Source organism: Pedobacter foliorum, from assembly GCF_013266735.1.
In the GTDB taxonomy this organism is placed as follows: domain Bacteria; phylum Bacteroidota; class Bacteroidia; order Sphingobacteriales; family Sphingobacteriaceae; genus Pedobacter; species Pedobacter foliorum.
In genome coordinates this window covers 633,587-660,247 of the sequence record NZ_JABSNU010000002.1, presented here as the reverse complement: position 1 = coordinate 660,247, position 26,661 = coordinate 633,587, and the positions used below count along the sequence as shown (strand labels likewise).

General features: G+C 38.0%; 19 protein-coding genes and 2 tRNA genes. 6 read left to right on the top strand and 15 right to left on the bottom strand.

Annotated elements, in window-relative coordinates; genetic code table 11:
- Positions 1-30: 30 nt before the first annotated feature.
- From HQN83_RS06595 to HQN83_RS06530, 14 genes are all read right to left on the bottom strand, one after another.
- Positions 31-1,527 (bottom strand): tagaturonate reductase, encoded by a 1,497-nt coding sequence (locus tag HQN83_RS06595; protein ID WP_173089534.1) that lies wholly within the window; start codon positions 1,525-1,527, stop codon positions 31-33.
- 101 nt (positions 1,528-1,628) lie between these two features.
- On the bottom strand, positions 1,629-2,501 hold the full coding sequence (cysM, locus tag HQN83_RS06590) for a cysteine synthase CysM (RefSeq protein WP_173089533.1): 873 nt from the start codon (positions 2,499-2,501) through the stop codon (positions 1,629-1,631).
- A gap of 50 nt (positions 2,502-2,551) precedes the next feature.
- Positions 2,552-3,361: a serine O-acetyltransferase EpsC gene (gene epsC / locus HQN83_RS06585; protein WP_173089532.1), complete on the bottom strand. Its 810-nt coding sequence runs from the start codon at positions 3,359-3,361 to the stop codon at positions 2,552-2,554.
- Positions 3,362-3,436: 75 nt separating this feature from the next.
- Entirely contained in the window at positions 3,437-5,344 is a 1,908-nt protein-coding gene (locus tag HQN83_RS06580) for an AAA domain-containing protein (RefSeq protein WP_173089531.1), read from the bottom strand.
- The gene (locus tag HQN83_RS06575) at positions 5,344-5,730 is read right to left on the bottom strand and encodes a DUF3037 domain-containing protein (protein WP_173089530.1); all 387 of its coding nucleotides are present in this window, start codon (positions 5,728-5,730) and stop codon (positions 5,344-5,346) included. Before HQN83_RS06575 ends, HQN83_RS06580 begins: the two co-directional genes overlap by 1 nt.
- On the bottom strand, positions 5,708-6,505 hold the full coding sequence (locus HQN83_RS06570) for a HipA family kinase (protein WP_173089529.1): 798 nt from the start codon (positions 6,503-6,505) through the stop codon (positions 5,708-5,710). Before HQN83_RS06570 ends, HQN83_RS06575 begins: the two co-directional genes overlap by 23 nt.
- Before the next feature lie 9 nt (positions 6,506-6,514).
- Positions 6,515-8,749 (bottom strand): beta-N-acetylhexosaminidase, encoded by a 2,235-nt coding sequence (locus tag HQN83_RS06565; RefSeq protein WP_173089528.1) that lies wholly within the window; start codon positions 8,747-8,749, stop codon positions 6,515-6,517.
- Positions 8,750-9,072: 323 nt separating this feature from the next.
- Positions 9,073-10,266 carry an enoyl-ACP reductase FabV gene (gene fabV, locus HQN83_RS06560; RefSeq protein ID WP_173089527.1) on the bottom strand — a complete coding sequence of 398 codons (1,194 nt, stop codon included), beginning with the start codon at positions 10,264-10,266 and terminating at the stop codon, positions 9,073-9,075.
- Between the two features lie 2 nt (positions 10,267-10,268).
- Positions 10,269-10,793 carry an isopentenyl-diphosphate Delta-isomerase gene (gene idi, locus HQN83_RS06555; RefSeq protein ID WP_173089526.1) on the bottom strand — a complete coding sequence of 175 codons (525 nt, stop codon included), beginning with the start codon at positions 10,791-10,793 and terminating at the stop codon, positions 10,269-10,271.
- Between the two features lie 89 nt (positions 10,794-10,882).
- On the bottom strand, positions 10,883-12,130 hold the full coding sequence (locus HQN83_RS06550; RefSeq protein ID WP_173089525.1) for a DUF2264 domain-containing protein: 1,248 nt from the start codon (positions 12,128-12,130) through the stop codon (positions 10,883-10,885).
- A 39-nt stretch (positions 12,131-12,169) separates the two neighbouring features.
- Positions 12,170-13,441, bottom strand: a complete 1,272-nt coding sequence (locus HQN83_RS06545; RefSeq protein WP_173089524.1) for a glycoside hydrolase family 71/99-like protein — start codon at positions 13,439-13,441, stop codon at positions 12,170-12,172.
- A gap of 41 nt (positions 13,442-13,482) precedes the next feature.
- On the bottom strand, positions 13,483-14,280 hold the full coding sequence (locus HQN83_RS06540; protein WP_173089523.1) for an NIPSNAP family protein: 798 nt from the start codon (positions 14,278-14,280) through the stop codon (positions 13,483-13,485).
- Between the two features lie 85 nt (positions 14,281-14,365).
- Positions 14,366-15,529, bottom strand: a complete 1,164-nt coding sequence (pncB, locus tag HQN83_RS06535) for a nicotinate phosphoribosyltransferase (RefSeq protein ID WP_173089522.1) — start codon at positions 15,527-15,529, stop codon at positions 14,366-14,368.
- A gap of 66 nt (positions 15,530-15,595) precedes the next feature.
- On the bottom strand, positions 15,596-19,597 hold the full coding sequence (locus tag HQN83_RS06530; RefSeq protein ID WP_173089521.1) for a hybrid sensor histidine kinase/response regulator transcription factor: 4,002 nt from the start codon (positions 19,595-19,597) through the stop codon (positions 15,596-15,598).
- A gap of 197 nt (positions 19,598-19,794) precedes the next feature.
- Here HQN83_RS06530 and HQN83_RS06525 point away from each other — a divergent pair, with 197 nt between their 5' ends.
- The 6 genes from HQN83_RS06525 (at position 19,795) to HQN83_RS06500 (ending at position 25,215) form a co-directional block, all read left to right on the top strand.
- Positions 19,795-21,642, top strand: coding sequence for a glycoside hydrolase family 2 protein (locus tag HQN83_RS06525; RefSeq protein WP_173089520.1), 1,848 nt, complete (start codon positions 19,795-19,797; stop codon positions 21,640-21,642).
- A gap of 131 nt (positions 21,643-21,773) precedes the next feature.
- On the top strand, positions 21,774-23,711 hold the full coding sequence (locus HQN83_RS06520; RefSeq protein ID WP_173089519.1) for a KUP/HAK/KT family potassium transporter: 1,938 nt from the start codon (positions 21,774-21,776) through the stop codon (positions 23,709-23,711).
- Between the two features lie 148 nt (positions 23,712-23,859).
- A tRNA-Lys gene (locus HQN83_RS06515) sits at positions 23,860-23,935 on the top strand.
- A 40-nt stretch (positions 23,936-23,975) separates the two neighbouring features.
- Positions 23,976-24,051, top strand: a tRNA-Lys gene (locus HQN83_RS06510).
- A 335-nt stretch (positions 24,052-24,386) separates the two neighbouring features.
- Entirely contained in the window at positions 24,387-24,836 is a 450-nt protein-coding gene (locus tag HQN83_RS06505) for a MauE/DoxX family redox-associated membrane protein (protein ID WP_173089518.1), read from the top strand.
- A gap of 88 nt (positions 24,837-24,924) precedes the next feature.
- A complete protein-coding gene (locus HQN83_RS06500; RefSeq protein ID WP_173089517.1) occupies positions 24,925-25,215 on the top strand; it encodes a hypothetical protein in 291 nt (96 codons plus the stop codon).
- Positions 25,216-25,276: 61 nt separating this feature from the next.
- Here the strand turns inward: HQN83_RS06500 and HQN83_RS06495 are convergent, their stop codons facing one another.
- Positions 25,277-26,659 carry a RagB/SusD family nutrient uptake outer membrane protein gene (locus tag HQN83_RS06495; RefSeq protein ID WP_173089516.1) on the bottom strand — a complete coding sequence of 461 codons (1,383 nt, stop codon included), beginning with the start codon at positions 26,657-26,659 and terminating at the stop codon, positions 25,277-25,279.
- Between the last annotated feature and the right edge of the window lie 2 nt (positions 26,660-26,661).

Sequence of the window (26,661 nt, the reverse complement as noted above, 5' to 3'; positions counted from 1 at the left end):
ATTTGGTTTAGTATTTGGTTAGGTTGTTTTCTATTTTGCTTTGGTCAGTGCTTCTTTAATGCCAAATGCTATAATGTTATTGTAATTTTCTTCTACACTTTTAATAAACCCTTCAAATTCCAAGAGGTTTGTTCCCCATAACTGCTGGTCAGACAGTACTTCATTAACATAGTCAGCCTCATTTAACCTACTTTTCTCATAAAAATAAGCTGCCTGATCATCGGTAATTAAGTATTCCTTACCATCACATTGCCCAAAGTACTGATTTTCTTCCTTTTTATGAGATCTCATAAAGCGTAAAAAAGCAGCAAAACCAAAAGCCATATTTACAGGAGCCTTATTAAACAGCTTATAATATTGATTTAAAACAGGTAAGATCCTAATTTTCATCTTCATGGTATACTGAAAAGTAATATTGATCCACAAATGCTTAATATATGGATTTGCAAACCTATCCAATACAGCCGCTGAGAAAACCATTGCTTCATCACCGGGAACTTCATAAGGTATTGCCGGAGCAATTTCAGATTGCATAACTTTTGCAGTATAGCTTTTTATCGCATGATCTGCCATCGCATTTGCTACAGTATCAATACCTGCTAAATAAGCTATTCCTGATGTTAAAGTATGAGAACCATTTAACAGCCTTACCTTTAATTCCCTGTATATTTCTATATCAGTTTTAACAATTACACCCTTATCAACTTCTTTAAAACTAAGCAGTTCGGCAACCTTTTCATCCCCCTCAATAGCCCATAAACGATAAGGTTCAGCCATAATCAACAGGTTATCATGATACCCCAATTCCTCTTCCAGCTTTTGCAATGTTTCATCATCTGGTTTTCCCGGCACAATTCTGTCAACCAAAGAATTACAGAAATGCGCATGAGCTTTCAACCAGTTTATAAACTCAAGTTCAAGCTCATTAAATGCCGCCAGTTCAAACACAATAGATGCTAATTTTTTTCCATTATCTGGAATTAATTCGGTTGCGACAATAACAATATCAGCCTCTTTAGCTTCGCCAAGTGCCTTATATCGAGCATACAGCACGGCTAATAGCTTTGCAGGAAAGGATACTGGAGGAGCTAAATCAATGTTTTCTTTTAATAAAACAATCCCAACCTCAGTGGTATTAGAAACAACTATCTGAAGATCCGGACTCTGCCCAATTTTCAATATCTCGTTCCAATCGTTATCCGCCGACAAAACCCTGCTGATAGAAGAAGAGATAATATTTTCTTTAACGGTTTGTCCGTTTTCAAGTCCCCTTACACAAATAGTGTACAAACCATTTTGTGCGTTAAAATCTTTCAGATCGCCTTTACTGGTTGATTTAACAATCGCAACCCTGCCATTAAACACACCTTTACGGTTAGCTTTATCAATAAAGTAGTCTGGAAGCCCACGTAGCAAAACACCGGTTCCAAACTGCAATACCTTTTCAGGAAGATTTAGCAATGCGTTATCAGGAATGATAACGTTTTCATTTTTTATACTGGTTAGAATATCTTTAGAAATAGTCATATTGAAATTTCACTCTGTCTAAAACAATTCTACATAATTAATATAAAGAATGATTGTTTTAGGAGGAAATTATTTACGCAATCGTTATCGTTACAAGCTTGTTACCCGAAAAGATCACTGCTTAAATACCTATCGCCTCTATCGCAGGCAATGAATACAATAAGTCCTGATTCAAGTTCTTCAGCAAGTTTTAAAGCACAGGCAAGCGCACCTCCACTGCTCATTCCGGCAAATATGCCTTCAACCTTAGCAAGCTTACGGGCCATTTCTGTTGCTTCCTGTTGAGAAACATCCATTACCCTATCTACCCTGGTCGGATCAAATATCTTTGGAAGATAAGCCTCAGGCCATCTTCTTATTCCTGGAATTGAGGATTCTTCAGTTGGCTGGCAACCAACGATCTGTACCTCAGGATTCATTTCTTTTAAGAACATAGAATTACCCATAATACTTCCTGTAGTACCCATAGAGCTTACAAAGTGTGTAATCTGCTGATTGGTATCCTTCCAGATCTCAGGACCTGTAGTTTTATAATGAGCCAGGTAATTATCAGGGTTAGAAAATTGGTTTAAAAGGAAATAACCTGGTTGAGCACCTTTCTCTTCAGCGTAGTCCCTGCAGACTTCAATAGACTCAAGCAGGGTAACTTTTGCGCCATAGGCTTCCATAGTCAAGGTGCGCTCGCGGGTTGAATTAGAGGGCATCACCAGCTCAATTTCCAGGTCATAAATACCTGCAATCATGGCTAAAGCAATCCCTGTATTTCCGCTTGTAGCTTCAATCAGTTTTGTACCCTTTTTAATGTCACCACGATCTATCGCACTGCGGATCATATTTAAGGCGGCTCTGTCTTTTACACTACCTCCTGGATTATTCCCTTCCAGTTTAGCAAAGATCTTAACATTCGGATTGGTATGTAATTTCTGAATTTCTACAAGTGGGGTGTTTCCAACAAACTCAATAATATTTCCCATTATTAATCTACGGTTTACTCTGATTTACAATTTTATTAAAGACTCAACGATTAAGGTTGTTTGGTTTCAATAACCTTAACTGCCGACTGATGATATACAGTTGAATGTGGAGGAACACTTTTAGTTAACCAAACATTTCCACCAATAATACAATTACTTCCAATAACAGTATCGCCACCCAATATAGTTGCCCCCGAATAAATGATCACATGATCTTCAATTGTTGGGTGCCTTTTAATGTTTACCATATACTTTTCTACACTAAGTGCACCAAGGGTTACACCCTGATATAGCTTTACATAATTACCTATCACAGTAGTTTCACCAATAACTAAACCTGTTCCATGGTCAATATAAAGATACTCACCAATTACAGCACCTGGGTGAATATCAATTCCCGTAATAGAATGGGCATATTCTGTCAGGATTCTAGGCACAATCGGAATTTCAGCCTGCAATAAAGCGTGTGCAATTCTATATAAAGAAATTGCCAGAAAACCCGGATAGCTTCTGATGATTTCAAACTCACTTTTAGCCGCCGGATCACCCTCAAGGATGGCAGAAATATCGGTATTCATCCTTCTGTACAACTCCGGAATACTCTCAAAAATCTTTCTTGCTACAGCTTCATTATTACAATTCTCACAAGCTTTAGTACCATTTAATATCCTAACAAGTTCTTTTTCTTGTTTTAGAAACAAACGTTTAATCTCATTAATTGAGTAATCTGGAGAGGTTAAGCGCTCAGGATACAACAAATTCATCAAATTCATTGCCCATTCGGCAACTTCCTGATTAGAAGGTACAGCCTCAATTTCTAGCTGTTTATTATAGATATGAAGATAAAATTCCTCGTTCATTTTAAGAGTGATGTTTGATTATACTGTAAAGGAATGAAATTAATCACAATCCTGCTAATTTCATTATTTCTATGATTAAAAACCGACAAATTCCCATGCGCTTACATAAGATTTGTACTTTTCAGCATAGTTGATAAAACCAGAGTAAAATTCCGACCTCGAAAGTGTAGCGCTATCGCCTACAACAACCAGTTTCTTTCTGGCCCTCGTCATAGCCACATTCATCCTTCTGGTATCAGCTAAAAAGCCGATTGCACCATCCGTATTGCTTCTGGTTAAACCAATGTAAACAATGTCTCGTTCCTGTCCCTGAAAACTATCAATAGTGTTAATACTGATTTTATCCTTATAAACCATTAACTCTTCAGAACCGGTTATTAGATCATTCAGAATGTTTATTTGTTGTTTATAGGGAGAAATAATTGCTATAGTCGGAAAATTAGAATCTGTATAATGATCACCCAGCTTAGCAACCAATTGCGTTAAATGCTTTAACAAAAACACAGCTTCCTCAGGGTTTGTTGTACTTGTACCTTCAAGTTTTTCATCAAATCCACAACCTGCAGTATCAACAAATTCCAATGGAGGCTCTTCAGCAAACAACAAGCGATCAGCCACACTAGGGTGCGCAGTTAATTTATCTTTATAGAATACTGATGATGGGTATCCCATTATCGTTGTATTCATCCTGTACTGCTCCTCTAACAAAACAACTGCTTCAGGATGCATCACAGTACACTTTTCCATTAAAGTATTGCTTAAGCCTGCTTTTGCAGCTTGCGTAGACTTAATTGTTGGTGGCAACTGACAATGATCTCCAGCTAATATTACCTTTTCGGCCTTCAATATTGGCACCCAGCAAGCAGGCTCTAAAGCTTGTCCGGCCTCATCAATCACTACTGTTTTATATTTAAGATCTCTAACTGTATAATGGTTTGCCCCAATTAATGTCGCGGTAACCACCTGAGTTTTTGCTACAACATCATCAATAATATACTGTTCAGCATTGTTTACTTCTTTCATGATCTTGTGTGCTTCATTAAAGAGCGCTTTACGCTGTTCCTGTTCTGCACGACCAAAATTCCGCTTATACTTATGAGCCATATTCTTGTACTCATTGGCCTGTTTTCTAAGCGACTTTAGGTTTTTAGTCTCATTGTGCTCAGCAATTTTACTATCCATGGTTAAGGATGATAAGCGCTCAGAAACCCTTGCCGGATTTCCCACACGCAATACATTCAATCCTTCTTCAGCAAGCTTTTCACTTAACAAATCCACAGCCGTATTACTAGGCGCAACAACAAGTACTTTCTGACCATCTTTGGCAATCAAAGCTTTAATGGCCTGTACAAGTGTGGTTGTTTTTCCCGTTCCCGGCGGACCATGAACAATGGCCAATTCTTGTGCCTGCAAAATCCTGTTAACCGCCTTTTGCTGCACAGGATTTAACTGATGAGCTACAACATCTGTTAAGGTAACATCAAAAGTAGGCGCTTTCTGTCCTGTTAATACATCAGTTAAAACTGAATCTGCAGCATTATCATTTGGCTTCTGGGCTAGTTTAAGCGCATTCTGCATCTCATTATAACTGTTATCATCAAACAGCAGGTCGATACCCAATTTACCATCACTGGCCCAATCAGGTAGCTCTTCTGTAAGCAAAGTAATCTTTAGCTTATTTCCATTCTGATGGCTAATTGTACCTTCAATCCTATCCTGTTTAGGATCATGATTAGAAAACAATACTGCCGATGCACCAAACCTAAGCTGGTGCGAAATATCATGATGGGTTGTCCGTTCAACCTCTACGGTAAGGTAATCGCCTCTCCCCGTTTCAGAACCACGGATAGCAATAGGATACCATGTCAATCCATTTTCACGACGATCAGCTACAGAAGCCGAAGCTGTAAGTCTCAGGTAAGAATCCAGGTCTTCCTGTCGCTCAATTTTAAGTAAATCAAGTAACTTTTTAAAATACTCCATTAGAAAAGCACAAGCTGATTATGGAGCTTATTAAGTGTTTCCATCGGATCTTTGCAAAATCCGGGGTGAACTTTAGATGCTTGCACAACAGTACTGCGGGTAGCAGTAAGCCACCTAAAGCGCGAGGCAGCATCAAGTTGACCAATAGGGCCACTATCCTTTTCTCCTGCACAAATCCGCTCAAAAGCAATCAGATTAGCCTTTAGCACATCACAATCCAAATCGGCTTTAAAAACGGCCAATCGGCTTTCATCTAAAGAGATCAAAGCCTTCAAAAACTTTTGCTTCGCACAATACAGAACCACACCCACGTTAATGAATTCTTCGCGTTCAACCCTTGGAACCACACGAATAACTGCGTACTCAAATAAGTGACTCTCTTGCATTTTGTGCTTCTTTTACAAAAATCTCTGAATTAGCAACCCTCGAAATCAGGAATTGACTATAAACACGTCTGCGTTCTTCTGCGGTTTCCTGGCCCGACTCATCAATCAACCATTCTTCCGGAATTAATGTTACAACCGAATCAATCAGCTCATTAGTCAGAATAGCTTTAAACTCAGCATCAACTGCCTCAATTTCACTTGCCTGAGGCAGTAAAACATGATCCTTAACCAGTGCAAATGGCCTTACAGCCTGCTCTTTCCAGTTCTGCATTGAATGATGAAAGTATAAAGATGCGCCATGATCTATCAACCACAACTCTTTATGCCAGATCAACATATTTGTATTACGCGCAGTCCGATCCATGTTAGTTAATAAACAATCCAACCACACAATTTGTGACGCTAATTTTGCATCAACAGTAGTAACCGTAGGATCAAATGTTATCGCACCGGAAAGATAATGCAAAGCCAGGTTTAAGCCAATACTCGCTTTAAGCAGATCTTGAATCTCCTCATCAGGCTCAGTACGGCCAAAAGCCTCATCTAATTTTGCAAAAACTATTTCGGGCACTTTAAAACCAAGTGCCCTGGCAATTTCGCCTCCAATAATTTCTGCAATGAGGGCCTTTATTCCTTGTCCGGCCCCCCTAAACTTCAATACATATAGAAATTCGTCATCAGCCTCTGCAATAGCAGGCATTGAGCCTCCTTCACGTAATGGCGTTACATAACGAATTACATTAACAGTCCTCAACTGAGGATGGATATTATTCATGCCACGAAATTACTGTTTTTTAATAAAAACAGCACCATTCGAATCATTGTCTACATCTCCCCTTACCACAGCTTTCATTGTAAAGGCTGCACCAGTTTCGTAAGCATCAACTTTAAATTTATATTCATTATTTTCCTGGCTTGTTCCAGTATAACCATCATGAACATCTTCAGCTATCTTAACGCCATTTTTATAAAGCTCAACAGATTTGATCTCTAAACGCGAATGACCTTCTGTGTACCAGAATGACAGCGCATACTCACCGTTTTCATTGATTTTTCCGGTAGCATTGATTTCAAACGTTCCAAAATCTTTCCCTTTTACTGATGATGGTTTCCACTCTGCAACCAACTGACCATACTTTTTAAACTTGTCATACTTCTCAGGAAAATAAAGTGGAAGTGAATATTGATTGCGGTTTACCACAGTAATTGCACTAAAATCTGACAACTTAGGTACAGTTACCGACTGGATATAAACGGGAGAATAAACTGTAGCACGGGATCCATCAGTAGTATATCTGATTTCCGCACCTTCAATATCTTTTTCTAGTTTTATAGTAAAGCCATTTGCAGTTTTTTCACTACCAATTAATTTAGGCAATGGCACACGATATCCAAAACCTGCATTATCGTAACGTTTGTAATGAGTTCTTATTCTTTTTTCGAAATCAGGCCAGCTTTGTTTTTCACGAGGTGTCCAGCAAACTTCAGCCAAAGCCGACATCCTTGGAAAAGTTAAATATTCGAAATATTTCTCTGAACGATTTTCATTGATCGCAGCAATTTCCTGAAGTATAGTACCATGAATAAACTGGTCAGACCATAACGTAGCCTCTGCGCCTAATATCTGCGGACGATATTTAGCATCTAAACCTTCAATCATTGGATTCAACTGATAAACTTTCTCCAAAGAGATTGGCTGCAACCATGTTGCTGCTTTAACCTCACCTGGAATATTACTTTCTGCAACATCAAAATAGCAATGGCCGGTTAATGCCATTACTGAATAATGACCAGCTTCTGAAGCCTTAAAAGCTTTTTTTGAATCGGCCCAGATCATACCAACAGCTTTCTCTTTTAAACCATCTTCAATGATTTCATCCCAACCAACAATGGTTTTATTATAAGCTTTTACCATTTTCTGAATGCGCTGGTTAAAATAAACCTGCATCTCTTTTTCAGTTTTAACACCAAGCTCTTTCTTTCTTTTTTGGCAATGCGGACAAGTTTTCCAACGATCATATTGGGCCTCATCACCACCTATATGAATGTATTTAGAAGGGAACAAAGCAAAAGTTTCTTTAAACACATCAGCCAAAAAATCAAAAGTCGATTCTTTTCCAACACAGTAAATCTCTTTGCTAATTGAGTGTTGAGTTGGAACAGTGTATTGCTCGCCGGTACAGCACAAATCAGGATAGGCAACCACTGATGCTAAAGCATGAGCCGGTAATTCAATTTCCGGAATAACATCAACACCTCTGGCGGTAGCATAAGCCACTATTTCTTTAATATCTTCCTGAGTGTAATAGCCTCCGGTGCGCTCTGTACCTTCGCCTCTCCAGGCACCTACAGAAGTAAGTTTTGGGTATTTTTTGATCTCTAAACGCCATCCAGAATCATCTACCAGGTGAAAATGCAGTACATTCATTTTGTACATAGCCATCATATCTATGAACTTCAACACGTAATCCTTTCCGAAGAAATAACGGGCAACATCAAGCATCATACCGCGCCATTCATAAGATGGAGCGTCTGCAATCTCAGCACCTTTAATTTTCCAAACGCCTTTTCTTTGAAGCTGTTTGTTGTAAATCTCGGCCGGAAGCATCTGCAAAAGCGTTTGTGTCCCGTAAAAAACACCAACGGCACTGTTACCTTCAATGGTGATTACATCATTTTTAACGCTTAACTTATAACTTTCTTTGTTTAGTGCATCGGTTTTACCTATTGGGGTGCCACCTTTGCTTATTTTTAATACGATGATATTTTTCGCAGCTTTCTTTTGATCTGAAACTACAAAATCATAACCCGTCGCCGGTGATAAAGCGGCATAAAGCAAGTCTGCCTGTTGTTTTAATCCTTTATCATAATAAATTTTTGTTTGCCCATTAATAGTAAATGAGGCTCCGTTTTCTTTAATACTTACCGGAAGGGGGATAATATTGAATTGGGCATACATGGATAATGAGCTCATTAACAATACAGCGAGCATCAGCCACTTATTTAAACTGGTTTTCATGGTTAACATTTGGTTTTAGTTGTGTGTTTAGGTTCTTAAGGGCCAGAAACTATCTTGGATTTGAAAGCACATGATCCCTTAACACAATGTTAATCAATTATTTTAAGAGAAAATAATGCGGATTTTGGAGAAAAAGCAAACAAACGTTTGCATGAGTTATTGCAACCGTTTGCGCAAAAAGCAAATAACAAAAAAGCCATTCGTCATCCTGAAATAAATTCAGGATCTCGTTTAAGCCGGTTTTAACTAGCATCTGCGAGGTCCTGAAATAAATTCATGATGACGAATGGCTTGATTAAGCGCTTATAGAAGCGCTTTAAACCTTATACCAATCCTGGTACGGCAACCATTTCGTCAGTATCTTTAGTATAGTCGATACCGTCAACATCAAAGCCGAACAAGTTTAAGAAGTCTCTTCTATAACCAGCTAAATCACCTATTTGAGGAAGTGTTTCTTCAGTTGCCTCAGCCCAAAGTGCTGCAACCTGACTTTGTACATCCGCATTCATTTCCCAATCGTCAACACGAATTCTTCCTTGCTCATCAGTAGCAATTCCGGTTTTATTGTATAAACGATCAGCAAATAAACGTTGCATCTGCTCGATACATCCTTCATGAGTACCTTCAGCTTTCATTATTTTATAAAGCAAAGAAATATACAAAGGAATTACAGGAATAGCAGAACTTGCCTGCGTAACCAATGCTTTGTTTACTGAAACAAATGCCTTTCCGTTAATATCTTTCAACTTATCACTAATCGTAAAAGCTGTAGCTTCCAAATGATCTTTAGCTCTTCCGATAGTACCTTTACGATAAACAGCTTCAGTAACCGCTGGACCTATGTAAGAATAAGCAACAGTAATAGCCTCTGGAGCTAATAAATTTGCAGCCTTTAATTCATCAATCCACATTCCCCAATCTTCGCCACCCATAACGGCAACAGTATTTTCAATTTCTTCCTCATTTGCAGGAGCAATTGAAACTTCAGAAACTACCCCTGTATGAAAATCAACAGTTTTATTGGTAAAAGTGGTTTCTCCAATTGGCTTTAAAACCGAATTATGAGTAACACCTGTAACCGGATGAACCCTTTTAGGAGAAGCTAAACTATAAACAACAAGATCAATCTGTCCTAAATCAGCTTTGATTAAGTCAATCACTTTTTGCTTAATTTCAGTTGAAAAAGCATCACCATTTACACTTTTAGCATATAAACCGGCTTTATGTGCCTGCTCTTCAAATGCTGCAGTGTTATACCATCCCGGCGAAGCAGTTTTACCCGGTGCCGGTGGTTTTTCAAAATAAACGCCAACCGTAGCTGCGCCAGATCCAAAAGCGCTTGTTATTCTCGATGCTAATCCAAATCCTGTAGAGGCTCCAATTACAAGAACCCTTTTTGGTCCTTCAATTTCACCTTTTGATTTTACATAGTTGATTTGGTTTATTACATTTTGCTCGCATCCTTTTGGATGTGCCGTAAGGCAAATAAACCCACGCATTCTAGGCTCTATAATCATATTTATATTTTTCGTTTGTTATAATATTCTAATATACGGTCAAAGCAAATCTTTAACCACTCTGTATAAATATCAGGATTTACTTTAATATCCTGCTCCAAAGTTTTCATATCCACATACCTGAAAGCAGAAACTTCAGCAGGATCCGGAATAGGAACTTCATCACTTAAACCAAAAAAAACATGGTCAAATTCATTCTCCGATAAGCCATCCGCCATCTCAGCATGATAGGTAAAATTAAACACATAGTCCAATTTACAAACCATCCCCATCTCCTCTTGTAGGCGTCTGTTGGCTGCATCAAGCGTTTCTTCGCCGTATCTTGGGTGACTGCAACAGGTATTTGTCCATTTCCCACCTGAATGGTATTTCTCTAATGCACGCTGCTGTAACAGCAGCTCGCCTTTATTATTAAAGATAAAAACCGAAAATGCACGGTGCAACTTACCTAACAGATGAGCTTCCATCTTAGGCATTGTTCCAATTTCATTATCGTCTTTATCTACAAGTATTACTCTTTCCGTCATTTTCCTTAAACCAAAACCAAGAGGCCAATAGATCTAAAATTAGAAGGTTCCTAATATTTGGGCAAACATACTAAAGTTTAATCATTTTATCATCTGATGTCAACACTGTGATCGTTCGGAAAATCCTCACCACTCCAAATCTTCTGGGAGCTCCATTTTTGAGGTGCATCAGCCCAAAAAGAATCTTCAGGAGATAAACCAAGTGGCAAAAAGATGCTGGTGCATAAATAGGGACTTCCCTGATTGTTGTAAGAATCGCATATTGAAGGCTGATCTCCGTACAAACCAAGTGTTAGCCAGCCATTTTTATAGGTAGTTGGACTTTCAAGCGTTCTTTTAATTACCGCCGTAAGCGCGCCACGTACCTGCGCCGAACTCAATTGTTTTGGCAATGCTTTACGCCATGCCATATCTGCGAGGTGATGAAAAGCCGCACCTCTATAGATGATAGAACGACCAACAGCAGGATAGGTACCATCGCTATTAATCATCCTTTCCTGAATCACCGCATAACGTTCATTACGTCTTTTTATCTTATCGGCTAACCCGCTATACACATTATTCTTTTTATTAACAATTTCAGTTATTGATGCCAGATAAGGATGAATTACGTAACTATTATAATAATCGAAAGCAAATACAGGTCCATCTGAGTAGAGTCCATCGCCAACATACCACTGTTCTAATTGCTGCATGGCATAATCAACCCGCATCGGATCCCATTCAAATCCATATTTACACAGAAAAGCCTCGTTCATTGCCGAAAAAAGCAACCAGTTCGAAAAGCTTGGTTTAAATTTCCTTGTAGTTTTTATAGAATTAACCAGCCGATCTTTTTCCTGTTTGCCAAGATTTTCCCAAAGCCAGGGAGCTCTCACAAAAGCAAACGACAAAAATGAGGCATCTACTAATTGCTGACCTGCTACATCAAAACGCATAAAATCCTTTTTATTTGAATCCAAAGCATTGGCTAGCCCCTTTAAAACCATATCGCGATATTCCTGACGCAGCACTTTTTCAGCAGCACTACCGTCTTCGAGCTGTAACCAAGGAGCTATACCACTCAAAACCCGGCCCAACACTTCAAGATACTGCACTTGAATTCTTTGTGCCTTATTATCTGAAGTATTAGAGGTTACCTGCGGCATTTTTATCCTCAAGCTGTCTTTAGAAAGATCGTACAGTACCGGTCTCACCATCTTGTCCATTTGTTGTAGCCAAAACTCCCGATCGCTCAAAACTACTTGCTTTTTAATCTTTTTCTGAGCAAAACACAAACCTGTGGCTAGCAACAAAAAAAACAACGCGAAACCGATTCTACTTAACGTAATTCTCATTTAATGACCTGATTGATTAACAATGGGAAATTAGTAAAATTATTTCTGCTTTGGTGGCAATGGAACATCTTCAGTAAAAGCAACCTGTTTCCTTAGCATTTTACCTGCATAGCCCGAGAGGTATAAATAGTAATCAGAAGGAATATCTTCCTCAAAAGTGACAAATGTACTTGCGCCAACCGGTGGATTCTTAGACACTTTAAAGATCGCTGTCCCCTCATCAACCTCATCAAACATGGCTACGTAAAGCATTGCTACACCATTTTTTATAGCGGAAGAGGTCTGTTTCCAAAAGAACTTCCCTCTGTTTCTAGGGATTTGATTAGATGGCGATTTAGGATTCATATTGTGCCAGCTAAAACCAGGAAAAACAACCCCAACATAATCCAATTTGTTTTGTTTACACCAAGCTATATCCCCTTTTTGAACTTCCGAGTACCTGTTATAAGAAGCTTCGTTACTGTATCTTCCTATTGTCCATGGATGAACAATATCTGCTTTTTTAATAATTGTATGTAGCAAAGGGTTGTTTTCGGTATCATTTCCAAATTCGCGCCAGTACGTTGGCACGCCTAACATCACAGAACAACCACCATAAACAGGGTCGTTCTTTAAAAAATCGATCATTTTATCGATGTCTTTAAGCGTATATTTTCTATTGTCACCAAAGCCAACACCCCATAAAACTACCAATGGCTTCCCATTGTGATACAAATAAGTCTGATTATTTCCCTGACTGGTGATCTTCATGCTGTCGACCAGATTTTTCCAATCATTAATAAGCACGGGTACATCAACGCTATCCCTTGTGCCAGATAAATCATACATTACAGCTATTGCCCTACCATACTTCTGAGAAGATTTCAACGCATTTCCTAATACTGTATTGAAATGATTGCGTCCTGACTTACCTCGTATTTCGGCCACGAAGCGTTGCATAAAAACTCCATCAACCCCGTAATCTTTCATCCATTTAAAATGAGTTTCTACGGTTGAAGCATCATGTGCACTAGGCAAATATGCCGGACTACCATCTGCAAGCACAAAAGGCGTTTGGTATACTTTCTTCAGCTCGGCAGTTTCCGGCCATACATCTATATTTGTACTACCTGGTTCAAATTTACCTTTAGATTGATAATGATACCAACCACGAGCTGCGCCATCTTCGGGTGCATTATGCCAACCCTGATAGCCGGCCATAATCAAGCCTTTATAACTTTTAAATCGGGATGTTTTACTGTGCTTACTTTGAGCAAAAACACTACTTGTAACCGTCAATAAAGCAAGTAAAAACGTACGTTTTATATTCATAAAATTTATATCCAGTATTAAATAATAGCTATAAATTAAACTTATAAATCAGAGTATTCTGTTGGAACAAGAAAACGGGTATCATTCCTTGAAACATTATTCTGATATTCAGGCAAAGCCGATACGCGTTTCCATTTCGGATCGTCGATAAAGGTTTTCCAATGTTCTTCCCTAGATTTTTTATCACTATAAGTGGTCATGTACATAAGGTTGGGCATACGGCTTCCCGAAAGCACTTCGCCATAAAATACAGGCTGACTTCCTATCCTGTCAAATATTTCAACTTCCTCATTGTTAAACATCTGAACTTTATTTACATGCTGTTTTTCACTTGCACTTTCATAGCTACGCAATTCGTAAACACGTTCACTTTTGGCGTTAGTAAATACAGGCTTCTTTAACGTAGGCATTCCTGAAAATGCCTCTAATAGAATGGACTCCTTCCTTACAAAAGCAGCGTCGTTATGAGCAGCATTGATATAGTCAGCTCCTTTTATTGCCAGTTCTTTATCTTTAGCTAGCAATTGCGATAGGTCACTAAATTGTTTTAGTGACTGAAAAGCAAGAAATACATAGATTTTTTTATCCACTGCTGTGTCAATACCAGCATCTTTAAATACGCCTACAGTTTTAATACCCGAACGATGGGCAGCAGGTAAATAAGCCTCTGAAAGGTATTTATCAACCCTTTCTTCCTGTGTCTTACTTTTTAGGTGATAAACAAGAATCTGATAAATCTGCTTTGCAGGAGGAGTAGCAAATGAGTTGATTGTACCGCAAAAAGCAATAGCAAAGGTAAAAACCGCTACATAGCGGCTAAGTAAAATTTTTGGTTTCATGTGGTTGGTTCGTTATAAGTAGGAAAATTAGATAATTTCCTGCGACTTAAAGAAATAACCACAAATTCGTTGCGTAAAATAAATGCTAATCTATTCCAAGAATTGTTTTGGCCAGATTAATCATGCGCTCGGTACCTGTGTACTTACCATGCTCGTCAGAAAGTTTCACGACCTCTGTCCACTCCCCATCTTTAGGCTGAGCCTCCGTCATTTTAATTACAATATTCATTGCAGCAGGTCCGGCATCATTAGTAAGGTTTGTGCCTATTCCAAACGACATCCCAACTTTATCACGACAATACTCGACAATACGCGCCACCTTTTCATAATTCAAGCCATCCGAAAAAATTATGGTTTTGGTTTTTGGATCGATCCCCATGCTGTTGTAGTGCGCAATTACTTTATCGGCAAAAAGCAATGCATCACTGCTATCATGCCTAACCCCATCAAACAGTTTTGAAAACATCTTATCGAACTGTTTAAAAAACACTTCTGTGGTATAAGTATCTGATAAGGCAATGCCCAAATCACCACGATAAACTGCTACCCAGTGCTCCAGGCCCATTGCGTTGGCCATTTTAAAACCATAACGTGCAGCATGAAACATGAACCACTCATGGGCATGTGTACCTATTGGTTTTGTTCCATGAATCATAGCCATATGCACATTACTTGTACCTATAAATGAGCCTTCTCCATATTGGCTTAACGACTGTAGCACCAACCTATGCACCTGATAGGAATACCTGCGACGAGTACCAAATTCAGCTACAGTAACTCCTAAACGCCTATAATTCTCAATCTTTTCTTTAGTATGGCTAATCACCTCGTCGTTTGATATCCTTTGAGAATCATTAAGTACATAGAATAACTCACAGATAAGTGACATTAATGGAACTTCCCACAAAATTGTCCGGTACCATAATCCCTCCACATGTACTTCAAGTTGATCTCCGCTCTGTGTAATGTGTACTTCCTCCGGATTGTAGCGGTATCCTTCTAAAAAATCAAGATAAACCGGATCCATATATGGGCAGTTTACTTGTAAAAAGTGCTTTTCCTCTTTGCTCAGTTTTAGAAGTGCCATTTCATTTACGGCATCACGCAGTGCTTTAGCAAAACCGTCAGGGAATGAATGTTTACCCCGATTTATAAAAGCATATCGAGCTTTTGCGGCAGGGAACAAACGAATTACACCTTGCTGCATCGTAAATTTGTAGAAATCGTTATCTAGTATTGATCTGAGCATAATAAAAGGATAATTAGGTTCTCTAATTTAGAAATTTTCCCCGACGAAAGCATGATTAACATCCGCTTATGAGTTTTTCAGATTGTTCTGAGCGTACTCTGATGGAGTCATTCCAAATTGCTTTGTAAAGGCCCTACCCAATTGTGATTGAGAGGTAAAACCGGTAAGATCTGCGATTTGCTGTATCTTATAATTTGTCTCAACCAATAGCTCTGCAGCTTTTTTTAACCTGGTAATATTGATCAGTTCATTTGGCGAAAGATTGGAAATAGACTTTATTTTACGATAGAAAGTTGCCCTACTCATGTTCAATGTCTCGGCCAACTTATCGACATCAAGATCTCGATTCCCAATATTCTTAAGAATAAAATCGTTTAGTTTTTCTAAAAGGATTTCATCAGGCTTTGTATGCGCAATACTCTTTATATGGATTAAAGGCGAACGTACAAAGTAATCCTTTAACTGGTTCCTGTTAAACAGCAGATTTTGAATTTGAACCTGTAAATGCTGTGGCGAAAATGGCTTCTCAATATAGGCATCTGCACCTACTTCCAAGCCCTCAATTTTCGATTGAAAAGCACTTTTTGCAGTTAGCAAAATCAAAGGGATATGGCTATAATCCAGATTTGTTTTTATTTGTCGACATAGCTCATATCCATCCATAACCGGCATCATCACATCACTAACAATCAGTTGTACTGCATTTTCTTTAAGCACATCTAGCGCGATCTGACCATTCGAAGCGGTAATACAATTGTATGATGAGCTTAACTCTTTTGCAATAAACTGAAGAATGTCTGCATTATCATCTACCAGCAATATCAGTGGTTTCGCCTCTTCTGCTGTCTTTTCAGTTTCTCTCGTTTCTTCTTCATAAATCGGAGATGCAATGAATTCCTGCTGAATTGGCTTTTCATCTATAGCTTCATTTGAAGGATAATATGGCAGTTTCAGCTCAAACACGTTCATATTACTCTCATCTGCAAGAAATGCCAAGGTACCGCCATGCAATTGAGATAGCGAGCGTGCAAGTGCCAACCCAATTCCTGTACCGATTTGGTTTGAGGTTTCTTTTAGTCTTACAAAAGATTCAAAAATCCTTTCCCTCATTTCTTCGGGAATCAGATAGCCATCGTTTTTCACAGTAATTACATACTGGCTACCCTCCTCTTGAGGCACCTGCAACACAATATCCACGCGCTTTTCAGCATATTTAATAGCGTTACTTAATAAGTTACTTAAAATTTTATTGAGCGCTTCAGCATCAGCTTTGCTATAAAAATCAGTTTGTGGTAAGTTGAGCTGAAAGTGGATTTGCTTGTCTTCGGCAGCATTTTTAAACCTCAGATAGTGCTCCCTTAAAATTTCACTGATGTTGTTTTGCATCAGGTTAAGACTGTATTCCTTAGATTCAATTTTCCTGAAATCGAGCAGCTGGTTTGTTAAATCTAACAACCTATCTGCATTCTTTTCCATTGTAAGCAAGTAATTAAGCACATCAGGTGCTGGCGCATATTTCTTAATCACTGTTTCCAATGGCCCCTTTATTAGGGTAAGTGGTGTTCTGATCTCGTGGGTTATCTGGGTAAAGAACTCTATTTTAGCTTCATAAAGCTCCCTTTCCTTTTGATTCTCCAACTGCTCAATGCGCCTCTTATTTCTTAGCTTTATTTTATTGCTAGTGTAAACAACCAAGGCATAAACTGCTGCAATAGCTATCACTACATAAAGCAAATAAGCCCAACCACTTAACCAAAACGGAGGAGATATTTCGATAACAAGCTCTCTTGGTGTTTCATTCCATACACCACTACTGTTAGCTCCTTTTACAAGAAACGTGTATTTACCCGGACTTAGTTTTGTATAGAACACCCTCCTATTCCTCGTAAGGTGGGTATATTCCTTATCCACACCTTCCAGTTTATAAGCGTACTCTGCTGTTTCGTGGTCGGTATAGGCCAATGCTGCAAAATCTATACTAAAAGTAGACTGATCATATTTAAGATTGATCTTATCTGTATAAGAAATGGATTTTTTTAATGGAGAGCCCTCTGAATTGATCTGCAATTCCTGATTAAACACCTGAAATCCTGTAATATAAACCTCAGGAACAATAGTATTTGTTTTAAAATTAGCCGGATTAAAAGCGACCAATCCGTTTACACTACCAAAATACATTTGGCCAGTAGCATCTTTAAAGGATGAGTTATAGTTAAACTGATCGCTCAATAAGCCATTTGCGGTAGTGTATACCCTTAGCTTCTTGGTTTTTGGATTGTAACAAACTAATCCTTTAGCAGTGCTTAACCACAAGTTACCTGCCTTGTCTTCCTCTGTTTTATAGAATACATCACTCGGGAAGCCGTCTTTAGTACCATACCTTTTAAAGGTGTTATCTTTAGAATTAAATTCATTTAATCCGTCCTCAGTACTCACCCACAGTGTTTTATCAGCTGCGACGAATACGCTATTCACAAAATTATCACTAAGACTTTTGTCATTCCTGGGATCATTTCTAAAAACACCCTGTTTGTTGGTTTTAGGGTTAAAATACAAGAGACCACTGCTTATGGTACCTGTCCAGATGGTTCCGTTGGCATCTTCTGTGATTGACATGTAATGAAAATCCTTTGGCACCTCTTTAACCAGACTAAAATCATCGGTAGCTTTATTGTAGCGGTGTAATCCTATAGAAGTACCCACCAGAATTTCACCAGAACGAGTTTGGTAAATACAGTCAACAAAATTACTCTTAAGGGCAGTTGGACCAGGCCCCATATCATAATGCCGGATAACTTTACCTGATTTAATGTCCAAAATATCTAGTCCCTGTTCAAACGTCCCAATCCATAATTCGTCGCCAATTGCTTTTAAACCATGAATATTTGTATGTGCAATACTGGTTTTAGAGCCATCAGGAATAAAACTGCTGAAATCACCATTTGGCGATATCTTATTCACTCCTACGTCCTCTGTTCCTACCCAAAGGTTGCCATATTTATCATTACATATCTCACGAATGGCATTCCCACTTAAGGAGCGCTTGTTGTTCTGAGGGAAGAATTTATTGAAAGAGGTAAATGGTTTTGGGTAATAATTAACCCCACCAAAATAAGTGCCTACCCAAATACCCCCCTCTTTATCCTTAGCAAAAGTGTAAACCGCATTATCAGATATTGCATAAGGGTCCGTTGGGTTTTTACGCAGATTAGTGTACTTACCAGTTTTTAGATTGTAAACAAACACACCTGATTCGGTAGCTATCCAATATTCATCACCGCTGTAATGAATAAAGTTCTTCGCAAAAATGCTCGTTTTATCCTTATTAAAAGTTAAAATATCCTTATAACTCAATGTAGCAAGATCAAAAAGCTTTATCCCCTGATGTGATGTTGCAATCAAAATTGAGTTGGATTCTGTAGCATAAATCCTATCTATCCAATGTGAAATGACAGGTGCTGAATCTTTAAAAACATTGAATGCAGTAAAGGTATCATTGGCTTTATTATACCGTCTTAAATATCCATCCGGTGATGCCGCCCATAAAGTACCATCTTTGGAAATAGTGATTACAGCTACCTCAAAATCCTGATGCTTACTAAACTCTTCAACAGCATTTTTAGACCTGCTAAATTTATAAAGCCTGCGATCTACAATAAAACAAACATCGCCATTACCATAGCTCTTCATATCCCATACGCCCTTATTTAGAGTTATTGGTAATACTTTAAATTGCTGTGTTGTATCATTATATTGATACAATCCGTTAGAGGTACCTACCCAAATTTGTTTTTGTGCATCCTCGTAAACTGCTCTGATTACACTATTCCGGAGGCTGGTGGTATCACCCGGCTTGGCTCGAAATATTTTAAAGTTATAACCATCAAACCTGTTTAAACCATCCTTTGTTCCAAACCACAAAAAGCCCTTTGAATCCTGAATAATGCTAAATACCGAATTATAAGATAACCCCTGCTCTACCTGATAATGCCTAAAATAGTAAGGTTGTGCCTTAAGTAGGTTCAGAAAAATAAATAGAAAAAGAGTAGTGGTGATTAGCTTTTTCAAGTTTAGTTTGTAAAAATTTAACGCTGCAGTTATCCTTAGATTCTTGAAGTGGCCAAATTAATTAATTTCAAATCAAATTGCGACGATTTGACTAAATTTTGAGCCGATTTGTCAAAACATTATTGCTTTATTTGAATATTCCTTCTGGCCAAAAATCCGGAAGCGAACGCACAAATCATTAAACCAAGTATTAATTTATGAAATTATTCTCCTTACTAATCGGGCTATGCCTTTCCCAGTCGCTGATAGTCTCAGCACAGTCACAAACCTGGAAGCCTGTACCCGGAAAAATCTCCACTCCATGGGCAGAAAAACTAAACCCGGCAGCACCACTTCCTGAGTATCCACGACCACAATTGGTACGTAGTAACAACTGGAAAAACTTAAACGGCTTATGGAACTACAGTATAAATCCAAAAAATGAAAGCGAGCCAAAAGCTTACCAAGGTAAAATATTAGTTCCTTTTGCAGTTGAATCTTCTTTATCTGGTGTAGGTAAAACTGTTGGCAAAGACAGTTTATTATGGTATCAAACCAGCTTCACTATTCCTTCTAATATGAAAAACACCATTTTATTGCATTTTGGTGCGGTAGACTGGAAATCAGAAATCTATTTGAATGGAAAGAAAGTTGGCACGCACGAAGGTGGATTTGATCCATTTTCTTTTGACATTACTCCTTTCCTTAAAAAAGGTGGCAAACAAGAATTAACCGTTAGCGTTTGGGATCCTACTGATAACGGCCCTCAACCTAGAGGTAAACAACAAATAAAACCAGAAGGTATTTGGTATACACCAGTTACCGGTATCTGGCAAACAGTTTGGTTAGAAAGCGTAGCTCCAACTTATATCGCTTCAACTAAACAAACACCTGATGTTGATGCCAAATCATTAACTATCTCTGCTGATGTAAAATCTGCACAAGCTGGCGATAAGTTAAAAATTACTGCTTTTGATGGTACTACTAAAGTTTCTGAACAAGAAGTAGATGCTACCGAAGAAGCTACATTGGTTCTTGCTAACCCTAAATTATGGTCTCCATCTAGTCCGTTTCTATACGACTTAAAAGTTGCAGTAGTACGCAATGGAAAAACTGTTGATGAAGTAAAAAGCTATTTTGCAATGCGTAAATCATCAATGGGTCCGGATGCAAATGGTATCCAGAGAATGCTATTGAATGACAAATTTGTATTCCAATACGGTCCATTAGATCAAGGATGGTGGCCAGATGGCTTATACACCGCTCCAACTGACGAAGCTTTAATATTCGACATCATTAAAACCAAAGAAATGGGCTTCAACATGATCCGTAAGCACATTAAAGTAGAGCCGGCTCGTTGGTATTATGAGTGCGATAAACAAGGTATTTTAGTATGGCAAGATATGCCAAGTGGAGATTTGGGTAACCAGTGGGAGCCTAATTTAGGTACTATGGGCGGCACTGATAAAGATCGTTCTGCTGAATCTGAAGCTATCTACCGCAAGGAATGGAACAAGATCATGGATGATTTGCATAACTTCCCTAGTATTATTGTTTGGACTCCCTTTAATGAAGCATGGGGTCAGTTCAAAACTAAAGAAATCGCGGAGTGGACTAAAGAAAAAGATCCTTCTCGCTTAGTAAACAGTGCTAGTGGTGGTAACCACGTAGTTACCGGTGACATTGTTGATTTACACCACTACCCTAACCCTAGAATGCCAAGACCAGATTTATTTGGCCCAACTCATGCAATTGTTTTAGGTGAATATGGTGGTTTAGGATTACCTGTACCAGGACACACATGGAAAGAAAAAGACAACTGGGGATATCAGTCGTTTAAAACTGCTGATGAGCTATTTGATAAATATGCATCATTCTTAACCGAAATGGAAGGATTGATCAAAAAAGGACTTTCTGCAGCAGTATATACTCAAACTACTGATGTTGAGCAAGAAACTAACGGATTGATGACTTATGACAGAAAAGTAATTAAAGTGCCTGCAGCCAAATTAAAAGGCATTACAGACAAACTTTATAACCCTTCTCTTGTTAAGATGAATCCATAAAAAGTAAGTTGTACGGAGAGGTGATTTTATCACCTAACCCCGGTAAGAATCTTGGCTTTACAGCTAATTTTCTACCGGGGTTTTTTCATTACAGATTATTCATACATTTGCCGCGTTATTTTTAAAAAGCCATGGGCCATCATAAACACATTCAAAAGCTAAGTGCAGCAGGTTTACTAATTAGTTTAGGTATCATTTACGGGGATATCGGTACCTCTCCCCTTTATGTATTTAAAGCTATTATCGGAGATCGACTGATTACACAAGACCTCATTTTAGGAGGTCTATCCTGTATCGTATGGACACTTACTTTACAAACCACCATTAAATACGTTATTATCACATTACAAGCTGACAACAAGGGTGAAGGCGGGATTTTCTCTCTTTTCTCTTTGGTCAAGCGAAAAGCCAAATGGCTGATTATACCTGCAATGGTGGGTGGAGCTGCCTTACTTGCCGATGGTATAATGACCCCTGCAGTTACGGTTTCGGCTGCTATTGAGGGTTTAGGGCTTATTTATCAAGATTTGCCTACTGTACCTATTGTACTGGCCATTATCATTTTCCTTTTTGGCTTGCAGCAATTCGGAACTTCACTTGTGGGTAAAGCCTTTGGCCCTATTATGTGGCTTTGGTTTACCATGATTGCTGTTTTAGGTTTTGCTCAAATCATGGAACTGCCTGAGATACTAAAGGCGATTAACCCATATTATGCTTATCATATCCTTACCACCAATCCAGAAGCCTTTTTAATCATCGGAGCGGTGTTTTTATGTACTACCGGAGCTGAGGCCCTATATTCTGATTTAGGTCACTGTGGACGCTCTAACATCAGAATTAGCTGGATTTACGTAAAGATATGTTTGATATTAAACTACATGGGCCAAGGTGTTTGGCTATGGCATTTACAAGGTACCCATTTAGGTGATGTAAATCCATTTTATCATTTAATGCCAGATTGGTTCCTGATCTATGGTATCGCAATTGCAACTGTAGCGGCAGCCATTGCCAGTCAGGCGCTTATTTCAGGCTCATTTACACTAATAGCAGAGGCTGTTAGGTTAAATTTATGGCCAAAAGTTAAAATTAACTATCCAAGTGAGCAGAAAGGCCAATTGTATGTTCCTTCAATGAACTGGATATTAATGGTAGGCTGTATTATTGTGGTATTGATTTTCCAGAAGTCAGTTAATATGGAGGCCGCTTATGGCTTATCCATCACAGTAGCCATGCTAATGACTACTATTCTGGTTTCAGTATTCCTAATGAGAAAAAAGGTACCAAAGTATTTAATAGCGATATTCTTATTGATCTACGGTATTATTGAATTAACGTTTTTAGCTGGTAATGCTGCGAAGATTCTTCATGGCGGATGGTTTACTCTAATCCTGGGTATCGCATTATTCTCAGTAATGTGGACATGGTTTAATGGACGCAGAATCAGAAACAGATACATGAAGTTTGTAGACATTCAGGATTTTTATCAACTGATTAAAAATATAAGTGCCGATCAGTCCATTGCTAAATACGCATCAAACCTTGTTTACCTAACTAGTGCCAACTTTAATAGTGAGGTTGAATCATCAGTTATTTACTCCATTATACAAAAGCATCCTAAAAGAGCTGATGTTTACTGGTTGCTGCACGTAGACGTTACTGACGAGCCTTATACCCTCGAATATGAAGTAGACCAAATGATACCGGGAAAATTGATTAGAATCGATTTTAGACTAGGTTTTAGGGTTGAACAAAGGGTTAATGCATTGTTCAGAAAAGTAGTTGAAGAATTAGTACTTAGTGGCGAGATTGACATCACCAGTAAATATGAATCTTTAAAAGAGCAAAAGATCCCCGGAGACTTTAGATTTGTTGTTTTAGAGAAGATCATATCAAACTCTAATAGTTTGAAGTTTATTGAGCGTGTAACGATGTCGTACCACAGGATATTAAAGCTGTTAAGTATTTCTGAAAAGAGAGGTTTTGGTTTAGACTCTAGTTTTGTTACCGTTGAAAAGGTGCCTTTAATAGTAGATATCCCTGAACCGATCGTAATGAAAAGGATTAAATAAAATTATTTTCAGAAATAGTGAAAACGCACTGCTATGAGAATTAAAGAGTTAGCTAAAAACATCAAAATAATTGAAAATATTTCGAAATATATTTAGCAAAATAAGTTTATAATCCTATCTTTGCACCCTCATCAAACAAAAGGAGCATGATTCCGTAGCTCAGCTGGTAGAGCATTACACTTTTAATGTAGTGGTCCTGGGTTCGAATCCCAGCGGGATCACCAAACTTTAAAGGAGTTTAAAGTTTTTTGTTTGATGAGAAATGATTCCGTAGCTCAGCTGGTAGAGCATTACACTTTTAATGTAGTGGTCCTGGGTTCGAATCCCAGCGGGATCACCAGATTAAATATCAAAACGTAAAAACCCCATCAATTGATCAATTGATGGGGTTTTTACGTTCTCATCGTAACTATTGGTGGGTTTTTATAAACTAACTCGGTCTCAACCAATATATCAAGCCTTCTGAACGGCTAAACCAAGGTAAGATCAAATGAATTTATGGTGATATACCTAAGGTTATCAGGTATTTATGTTAAAAATAGTTAAAATCGATAAGTCACGGTTCTTTTATTACTTCCGGATCAGTTTTTTCCGCTAACTTCTCAAGAAGTTTGCATCAACAATATATTTCGAAGTTTAATTATGGAATTTGATTAAGAAATGACTCTAAAGAATATGGGAACAACTTTAAGCAAAAAATCGACCTTTCCGCTCTCCACAAAAAAAAAAGAACTCGTTTTTGATGTGATCACTTTTGTTTTTATTATGCTTTTTGTATATACAGCAGCAAGTAAATCCATGGCTTTTGATCGTTTCACTAAAGTGCTGGGGAAGTCTCCCCTGCTCGGTCATTTCAATATACTTCTAGCTTACTTAATTCCTATAACAGAACTCATTCTAAGTGGGTTACTGCTGATCAATAAAACCAAAAGAACAGGACTTTTCTTCTCTCTCCTTTTAATGATTGTATTCACTGTATATCTGGTGTACATGGTGAATTCAGGATCTACGCTGCCTTGTCTCTGCGGGGGCGTAATCAGCTCTTTGAGTTGGACGCAGCATATTTTTTTCAATATGATATTTATAGCACTGGCCGTCTTCGGGCTTAGGCTGTATAAGAAATAGAGAAATTAGAATGAAAATACAGGGAAATACTGTGGCCTGTTAAAAGAAATCCAGTAAAAATAAACCAACATTTTTTTATTTAATTATTATGAAACGATTATTTATCGGGCTTTTTGCAACGGGAGTTGCATTGGGTGCAAGTACGTTTACAAGTTTGGCTTCAAAAAGGCGTGTTGCAACCTATTATTATGTTCTAACTAGTTCTGGCTTCTATCGAGAAACTGAAGAAGAAATTGACCCAGCTAATTGTTTGGGAAATGCTAATCATAAATGTTATGTGGCATATTCAACTTCTCAAGGAACGAGTTTTCCAGTAAGTGCAATGCCATCTGTTACACCCATTGCTCAATCTGCGAATAACGGTTTGTATATACCATAGATGTTATAAAATGCTTATAATTAAGACTGCATTAACTTGCAGTCTTAATTGTTGAAGTGGCTTATCTGTTATTTTGTTCGATACCACTTAAAGCAATTTCATCATTTGGAATAGAGAATACATATCTGGCGTCGTTTGGTGGTAAGGTATAGCCGATCCCATTAAGAGTCCGTGTTAATGTAATATTAGCCCCCCCTTTGTTCAGACGTTTAATATCATGCCATCTTAAATTTCTCCATACCAACTCCTTTCTTCTTTCTAATAAAATCTTGGACAATGCTTCTTCTGAAGAAAGAGCTGTTAAAGGTTTAAATGTTATTCTTTTGTCAAAACGATTGATCAACAGAAGATTTAATTTGTCCATAGCCAATTTTGTTTCTCCTCTTCTGGCTAGGCATTCAGCTTTAATTAAATATTGCTCGTCAGTCGCCAGTCCTGTAAATGGATAAAAACCCATTCCATTGTATCCGCGCTTTTTGTAGTATCCACCTTCTGGCACCTCACTATAATATACTTTTAAACGAAGGTCATTTTCTGAATATAATTTAATTAATGAGGATGATATCCTTACAGGGTATGTTGAATGACTACCAGTGAGAAACCCATAAGTCGGAACCTGACTATAGTTGCATATCAATTCATCATTGGTTCTAGAAAAAGGTGTCGTTGAGGTTTGATTAACAGTATTATAATCTATTAAAGTGCTGTAAAATGTTAAGGTTTGGTCTGCATAGTATTCTGCGTCTTTATAATTCCGCATATCAAGATAGACTCTAGATAATAATGCGTAAGCAGCAATTTTTGACGGCCGGTTCAAATTGGCTGATGGTCTTTCCGACGGTAACAAGGCAATACTCGCATTTAGGTCATCAAAAATCTGATTAAAACTTTGTTGCAATGTACTTCTTGGTTTTAAATAATCAATTGATGAAGAAAGTCTTAATGGAATGCCGAGATCTTGGTCAGCAGATTTGTCATCGTAGGCTTTGCAGAAATTTCTGGTTAGGTCGTAAAAAGCAAAAGCACGGGCAAATAATGCCCATCCTTTAAGAGTTTGAGCCTGTGCTGAAGTTGCGCTATCTGATTTTGCTAAGCCTTCCAATACGACATTGGCATAAAAAACTTGCTGATAAGGGGCATTCCAATCCTGAATACCAATTTCAGCACCATATAAAACTTTATCCCAGATATATGCATTCCTTTCTGTCGTACTTATTGTTTGATAATTTGTGGATGATATTTCATGATCATCTGCTGAGACTTGGCTTAGTCCCCCTGTAGTATTCATTACTATTGTATTGTCTAATAAGAGTTGAAAATCTGTTAAAGTGGATGGGATATTTATTAATGAACTAGGTTTTTTATTTAAAAAATCTGATTTTTTACATGAAGGAATAATCAGTAATACCGCTATAATGTAAATCCAGGTTTTTGAAATATTCATTT

What these genes read in the sequence shown, in the direction of transcription:
- HQN83_RS06525 (WP_173089520.1), top strand. Translation starts at nt 19,795, where the DNA reads ATGAAATTATTCTCCTTACTAATCGGGCTATGCCTTTCCCAGTCGCTG.
- idi (WP_173089526.1), bottom strand. Translation starts at nt 10,793, where the DNA reads ATGACGGAAAGAGTAATACTTGTAGATAAAGACGATAATGAAATTGGA.
- HQN83_RS06495 (WP_173089516.1), bottom strand. Translation starts at nt 26,659, where the DNA reads ATGAATATTTCAAAAACCTGGATTTACATTATAGCGGTATTACTGATT.
- HQN83_RS06500 (WP_173089517.1), top strand. Translation starts at nt 24,925, where the DNA reads ATGAAACGATTATTTATCGGGCTTTTTGCAACGGGAGTTGCATTGGGT.
- HQN83_RS06575 (WP_173089530.1), bottom strand. Translation starts at nt 5,730, where the DNA reads ATGCAAGAGAGTCACTTATTTGAGTACGCAGTTATTCGTGTGGTTCCA.
- HQN83_RS06545 (WP_173089524.1), bottom strand. Translation starts at nt 13,441, where the DNA reads ATGAATATAAAACGTACGTTTTTACTTGCTTTATTGACGGTTACAAGT.
- cysM (WP_173089533.1), bottom strand. Translation starts at nt 2,501, where the DNA reads ATGGGAAATATTATTGAGTTTGTTGGAAACACCCCACTTGTAGAAATT.
- HQN83_RS06550 (WP_173089525.1), bottom strand. Translation starts at nt 12,130, where the DNA reads ATGAGAATTACGTTAAGTAGAATCGGTTTCGCGTTGTTTTTTTTGTTG.
- HQN83_RS06580 (WP_173089531.1), bottom strand. Translation starts at nt 5,344, where the DNA reads ATGGAGTATTTTAAAAAGTTACTTGATTTACTTAAAATTGAGCGACAG.
- HQN83_RS06505 (WP_173089518.1), top strand. Translation starts at nt 24,387, where the DNA reads ATGGGAACAACTTTAAGCAAAAAATCGACCTTTCCGCTCTCCACAAAA.
- HQN83_RS06595 (WP_173089534.1), bottom strand. Translation starts at nt 1,527, where the DNA reads ATGACTATTTCTAAAGATATTCTAACCAGTATAAAAAATGAAAACGTT.
- fabV (WP_173089527.1), bottom strand. Translation starts at nt 10,266, where the DNA reads ATGATTATAGAGCCTAGAATGCGTGGGTTTATTTGCCTTACGGCACAT.
- HQN83_RS06540 (WP_173089523.1), bottom strand. Translation starts at nt 14,280, where the DNA reads ATGAAACCAAAAATTTTACTTAGCCGCTATGTAGCGGTTTTTACCTTT.
- HQN83_RS06565 (WP_173089528.1), bottom strand. Translation starts at nt 8,749, where the DNA reads ATGAAAACCAGTTTAAATAAGTGGCTGATGCTCGCTGTATTGTTAATG.
- epsC (WP_173089532.1), bottom strand. Translation starts at nt 3,361, where the DNA reads ATGAACGAGGAATTTTATCTTCATATCTATAATAAACAGCTAGAAATT.
- HQN83_RS06570 (WP_173089529.1), bottom strand. Translation starts at nt 6,505, where the DNA reads ATGAATAATATCCATCCTCAGTTGAGGACTGTTAATGTAATTCGTTAT.
- pncB (WP_173089522.1), bottom strand. Translation starts at nt 15,529, where the DNA reads ATGCTCAGATCAATACTAGATAACGATTTCTACAAATTTACGATGCAG.
- HQN83_RS06520 (WP_173089519.1), top strand. Translation starts at nt 21,774, where the DNA reads ATGGGCCATCATAAACACATTCAAAAGCTAAGTGCAGCAGGTTTACTA.